At 60.1% G+C, this 4909-nt stretch carries 4 protein-coding genes; all 4 read left to right on the top strand.

Annotated elements, in window-relative coordinates; genetic code table 11:
- Window positions 1–289: 289 nt before the first annotated feature.
- A complete protein-coding gene (locus Q0216_RS10250; RefSeq protein ID WP_070649343.1) occupies window positions 290–820 on the top strand; it encodes a hypothetical protein in 531 nt (176 codons plus the stop codon).
- Between the two features lie 165 nt (window positions 821–985).
- Window positions 986–1309: a hypothetical protein gene (locus Q0216_RS10245; RefSeq protein ID WP_298595160.1), complete on the top strand. Its 324-nt coding sequence runs from the start codon at window positions 986–988 to the stop codon at window positions 1307–1309.
- A gap of 35 nt (window positions 1310–1344) precedes the next feature.
- The gene (locus tag Q0216_RS10240) at window positions 1345–1719 is read left to right on the top strand and encodes a DUF5361 domain-containing protein (protein ID WP_298595157.1); all 375 of its coding nucleotides are present in this window, start codon (window positions 1345–1347) and stop codon (window positions 1717–1719) included.
- Between the two features lie 21 nt (window positions 1720–1740).
- On the top strand, window positions 1741–4909 hold a 3169-nt coding region (locus Q0216_RS10235), incomplete at its 3' end, for a tape measure protein (RefSeq protein WP_298595154.1).

The raw sequence follows: 4909 nt of genomic DNA, 5'->3' as shown, positions 1-4909 counted from the left end.
TCCGATCTGACAGCGAGCATTCATTGCCGACGTGTGGGGTTCCACCGCACAGGGTGCGTACAACGCTGCGGAGACGTTGCGGGGTGTGCTGCGTGGCATCGTGAACCAGGAGGTCTTCGTGAGCGGTGGACAGCCTGCGCTGATCTACGGTGTGGAGCCTGTGGGGGGTGTGGTGTGGATGCCAGACCCCGACGATAAGATTCCTCGATTCCGGATGAACTTCACGGTGACGTACCGGAACACGGGGACAGACCTGTTATAGCCCCTGTGGGGCGGGAAGGAGCATGTTATGGCGCTTGTTGCTGATAATGTGCGTGTCGCTGTTACTGGCGGCGTTTATGTTGGTGCCATCGGCACCGCAACCCCGGCTAACGCGACCGCCGCGGTGGACGCGAAGCTGAAGGACCTCGGCTACATCAGCGAGGACGGGGTGACTCAGAGCATCGACTCTGACACCAGCGAAATCAAGGCTTGGCAGAACGGCGACGTGGTGCGTGTCATCCAGACCTCGCACAAGGTCACTTTCCAGTTCACGCTCATTGAGACGAACGAGGAAGTCCTCAAGCTGTTCTACGCGGACACCACTGCGAACGGGTCGCTGGTGCGAATGACCGGTGCACAGTCCCCGCACCAGACGTTCGTGCTGGACGTCCTGGACGGCAAGAAGGTTCTGCGTATCGTCATCCCCGACGGTCAGGTAACCGAGCGTGGCGAGGTGACCTACAAGAACGGTGAGGCTGTTGGCTACCAGGTGACCGTCACTGCGTACCCTGATTCGCAGGGTGTGAAGGCGTACAAGCACCTGGGCACCAAGCTCTAATAGGCTGGTTTAGATTTGCGGCATGCCCCCGGTTGCGCATGGTGGTTGGCTCCCTTTTTAGGGTTTCTGGAGCCGCCCCCCCCCGCGCACACCAAGGGGGCGTGCCGCGCTCGCTTCCCCTACGAAACCCTACCCGATACGTTTTGATTTGGAAGGAAACCCCTCATGTCGGAGAAGAACTACGCGTTTACCCGCACCAGCGATAAGAAGGCTGCAGGTGGTGCGCCGGTAGTGAAGGTGAAGCTGCGCGGCAAGACCTGGCGGGTAGACCCCGCTGCGTTGGATGATGCGGAGCTGATGGAGCAGCTTCTCGCGATTGATGAAGGCAACCCAAAGGGTATGTTCGCCGCGGTGGAGTCCTTGCTCGGTGCCGAGGCGAAGAAGGATGTGTTCGACACGCTTCGTGATCCTGAGACCGGGCGTGTGACCATGACCTTGTTCACCGGGTTCTTTACCGACCTGATGAACGCTTTGAACCCAAACTCCTAAAGCTCGCGGCTCTCTTGCGGGAGAACCGCGAGCTTGTGGAGATTGACCTCATCCGCTACTACCATGCCCCGTACGCCCGCCTTGCCGCGGAGTATGGGGCACAGTTGGTGGCGGCGATGGTCGTGAACCTGCCGCCAGATTCGGCGACCATGCGGCATTACGCACAAGGTTGGGGGCTGGAAGCCCAGTTGCTGGCCGGGGTGTTTGACCGGCTGGTGGAAGCGAACTGGCAGCGCAGTGCAGACGGGCAGAAAGGCAGAAACAAGCCGAAGCCTCTGCCTCGCCCCGGTGTGCAGGGCGCTGGTGTACGTGTCGGTTCAGGCAGTATGAGCTTGGACGAAGCGAAGTACTGGCTGGCGCAGCGGCGAGCCGGTGGGGGTGCCGTGGTGGGGCAGGAAACAATCAAATAACCGGATAGAGGAAGTGACGATATGGCTGGTGGGTATGAGCTTGCGAAGGCGTACGTGACTGTGCTCGCCTCGACCAAGGGCGCGGGCGCACAGATTGTGTCTGAGATCGGTGATGCTGGCGACCGTGCAGGTTCGCAGGCCGGCACTAAAGCGTCCTCCGCGTTCGGGCGTATCTTCTCATCTTCCGTTGCTCCACTGGTGGCGAAGGCTATCGGCGGTATCAGCATTGGCTCGGTTTTTGGTACCGCGTTTGCGAAGGGTTTTAACCGCCTGAAGGCGATTGACGTTGCTCAGGCGAAGCTTCGAGGGCTGGGCAACGATGCTGACGCGGTGTCGGTCATCATGCAGAACGCCTCCGCATCGGTGAAAGGCACGGCGTTCGGTCTGGACGCTGCGGCAACCGCCGCAGCTGGTGCAGTGGCAGCTGGTATTCAGCCGGGCGAGCAACTTGAAGCTGTGCTCAAGTCCGTCTCGAACTCGGCTGCGGCATCAGGCTCCAGCATGGAGGAAATGGGCGCAATCTACAACAAGGTTGCGAGTGTCGGCAAGGCGCAGAACGACGTCCTCGCCCAGGTTGCAGACCGAGGAATCCCGATCTATCAAGCGCTGGGCAAGCAGCTTGGCGTGACGGCAGAAGAAGTCTTCAAGATGGCTTCCGACGGCAAAATCAACTTCGAACAATTCGAGAAAGCGATGACCTCCGCAGCCGGCAACGTCGCATTCGAAATGGGCAACACGCTCCCCGGTGCGTTCGCCAACGCACAGGCTGCACTAGGTCGATTCGGCGCGAACGTCCTCTCTGGCGTATACCCTGTCTTAACGAAGTTCTTTCTCTCCTTCCAGCAGTGGATGAAGCCTGTCGAAGCGATGGGCAAGACCATCGGCGAGAAGATCGGCACCGCACTGGAATACGTCGTGCAGGTCGTCTCTCATGCAGCATCAATCGTTGGCCCGTCTATTGGCGGGCTCGTGATGAGCGTAGGAAAGACGCTCGGCGCTATCTTACCGCCACTTTGGGAAGCGTTCTCCGCGGTCGGTTCCAAGGTCGCGGCAATCATCTTCACGATCGCAAAGGCAATCCAGAAACTCCTCCCAGAAGTCGGAGGACTTGGGGACAGCGCACTGAACCTGACGAACCCGTTTGACGCAGTGACAGGCCTGGCAGACCTAGCTGCGGGTGCGCTGGGGCGACTGACAGACATTATCAATCGGAACCCTGAAGCTGTGACCGCAATGGCAACCGCCGTCATCGGCGCCGTTGGTGCGTACAACACCGCTAGCCGAGCTATCGATGCGGGACGATTTGCCCTTGACTCGTACCGGACAGCCGCCGGCGCAGTTGGGAAGCTCAAGAGCTCATTCGATGCCGTCGCAGAAGGCTACCGCCTTGTCGCATCTGGTGCTGGCACCGCAGCTGAAGTGGCGAAGCTTTCACGCGAGGCGCAGATTGGCGCGGGAGCATTCCAAGCCAAGGCAGCCGCGCTCAAGGTAGCTTCTGCTGCCACCGTCGCATATAAGGCGGTGCTGTCGGCGACTTCAGGTGCTCTCGGGTCCTTCCTAGGTGTACTTAAGGCAAACCCGCTCATGGCGGTGGTTGGAGCGTTGGCTCTTGCCGGTGCGGCACTCGTCACGTTCTTTACCCAGACTGAGACTGGCCGTCAGATGTGGCAGCAGCTTATGCAGGCAATCCAGCCTGCGCTGAACACGATTCTGCCTCTTATCGGGCAGCTGGGCGAGAAGCTGATTCAGTCGCTTCAGCCAGCACTCCAAATCATAATGCCTGCGCTGCAGCGATTTGCGGAGATGGCCGGCCAGGTCTTTGGCCAGGTCGTCCAATCTGTCCAGCCGGTAATTGAGCGCCTCATTCCTCTAATCGGCAGCGCTATCCAGGCTCTGCTACCGATTCTGGGGCAGATGGGTGCGGCGCTGATGGAATCACTCGGACAGATTGGGCAACATCTGGCCCCGCTAATCCCGATGATTATCCAGTTCGGCACCCAGATTATGGCGGCGCTCGCTCCGGTGGGGGAGCAGCTGATGAGCCAGCTTGTTCCTGCACTCGCTCAGCTGGGTGCTGCGGTCATGGCGATGCTTCCGCAGATTATGGACATCTTCCGCCAGCTGGGGGAGATATTGCTCCAGCTGGTGCCGGTGTTCGGGCAGATCGTGTCGGCGGTCGTGGATTTGGGTACTCAGGTCCTTGCTGCGCTCATGCCTGCTATTCAGGGGCTGTTGCCGGTGCTTGCGGCAATCGTAGGTGCGGTGGTAGGTGTTGTCGTTGTCCTTGTGACCTCGCTGATTCCGGTATTCGCCTCCGTGGTGCAGGCAATCGTCCCTCTCATCACGACGCTGATTGACATTTTGGTGCCTGCAATTCAGGCGGTCTTGAATGTGGTCACGACTGTGGTGCAGGCAATCGTCCCGATTGTCCAGGGTGCACTCAACATCATCGTGGGCGTCATCAAGACGGTGACAGCAATCATCAAGGGTGATTGGTCTGCCGCTTGGGAGGGCATCAAGCAGATTGTCTCCGGCGTCTGGGAAGTCATCAAGGGCGTCGTGACCGGCGCAATCAACATCGTCAGCTCCATCATCACCAATGCTGTGAACCTCATTCGCAGCATCTGGGACGCCGCCTGGAATGGTATCGGACGGATTGTCTCGACCATTTGGGAAGGCATCAAGAACGGTATCTCCGCCGGTATCAATACCGTGGTCGGGTTCTTCCGCTCGATGGGCTCAGACATCATCGGCGTGGTGCGGGGCATCCCTGGACAGATGCTCTCCATTGGTCGTGACATCGTGGGAGGCATCGCCACCGGTATTCGCAACGCTGCCGGCGCGGTGATGGACGCCGCGCGTAGCGTCGTCAACGCTCTGCCTGACTTCGTGAAGTCGGCTCTAGGTATCCACTCGCCGTCCCGCGTCATGCGTGACCAGGTGGGCGTGTGGATTCCCGCAGGTATCGCCGCCGGTATCGACAAGACAGCCGACATGGCTGTGGATGCGGTGCGGTCGATGACGGACGCTGCTGTAGAGGCCGCACAGGACGGGATGGGTTCTCTCTCGACGGCGCTCACCCCCGGCGCTGTCAGCGGCGGATTCAATATCGGCGGCGTTGCCGCTGGAGTGGGGCGCGCTTCGGCACGAGCTGCTGCTGCCACCCCTGCCGCTGGTGGGGCATTACATG

The sequence above is a fragment of the uncultured Rothia sp. genome (assembly GCF_937976295.1).
Lineage (GTDB): Bacteria > Actinomycetota > Actinomycetes > Actinomycetales > Micrococcaceae > Rothia.
This window is presented reverse-complemented; position numbering and strand designations above follow the sequence as displayed.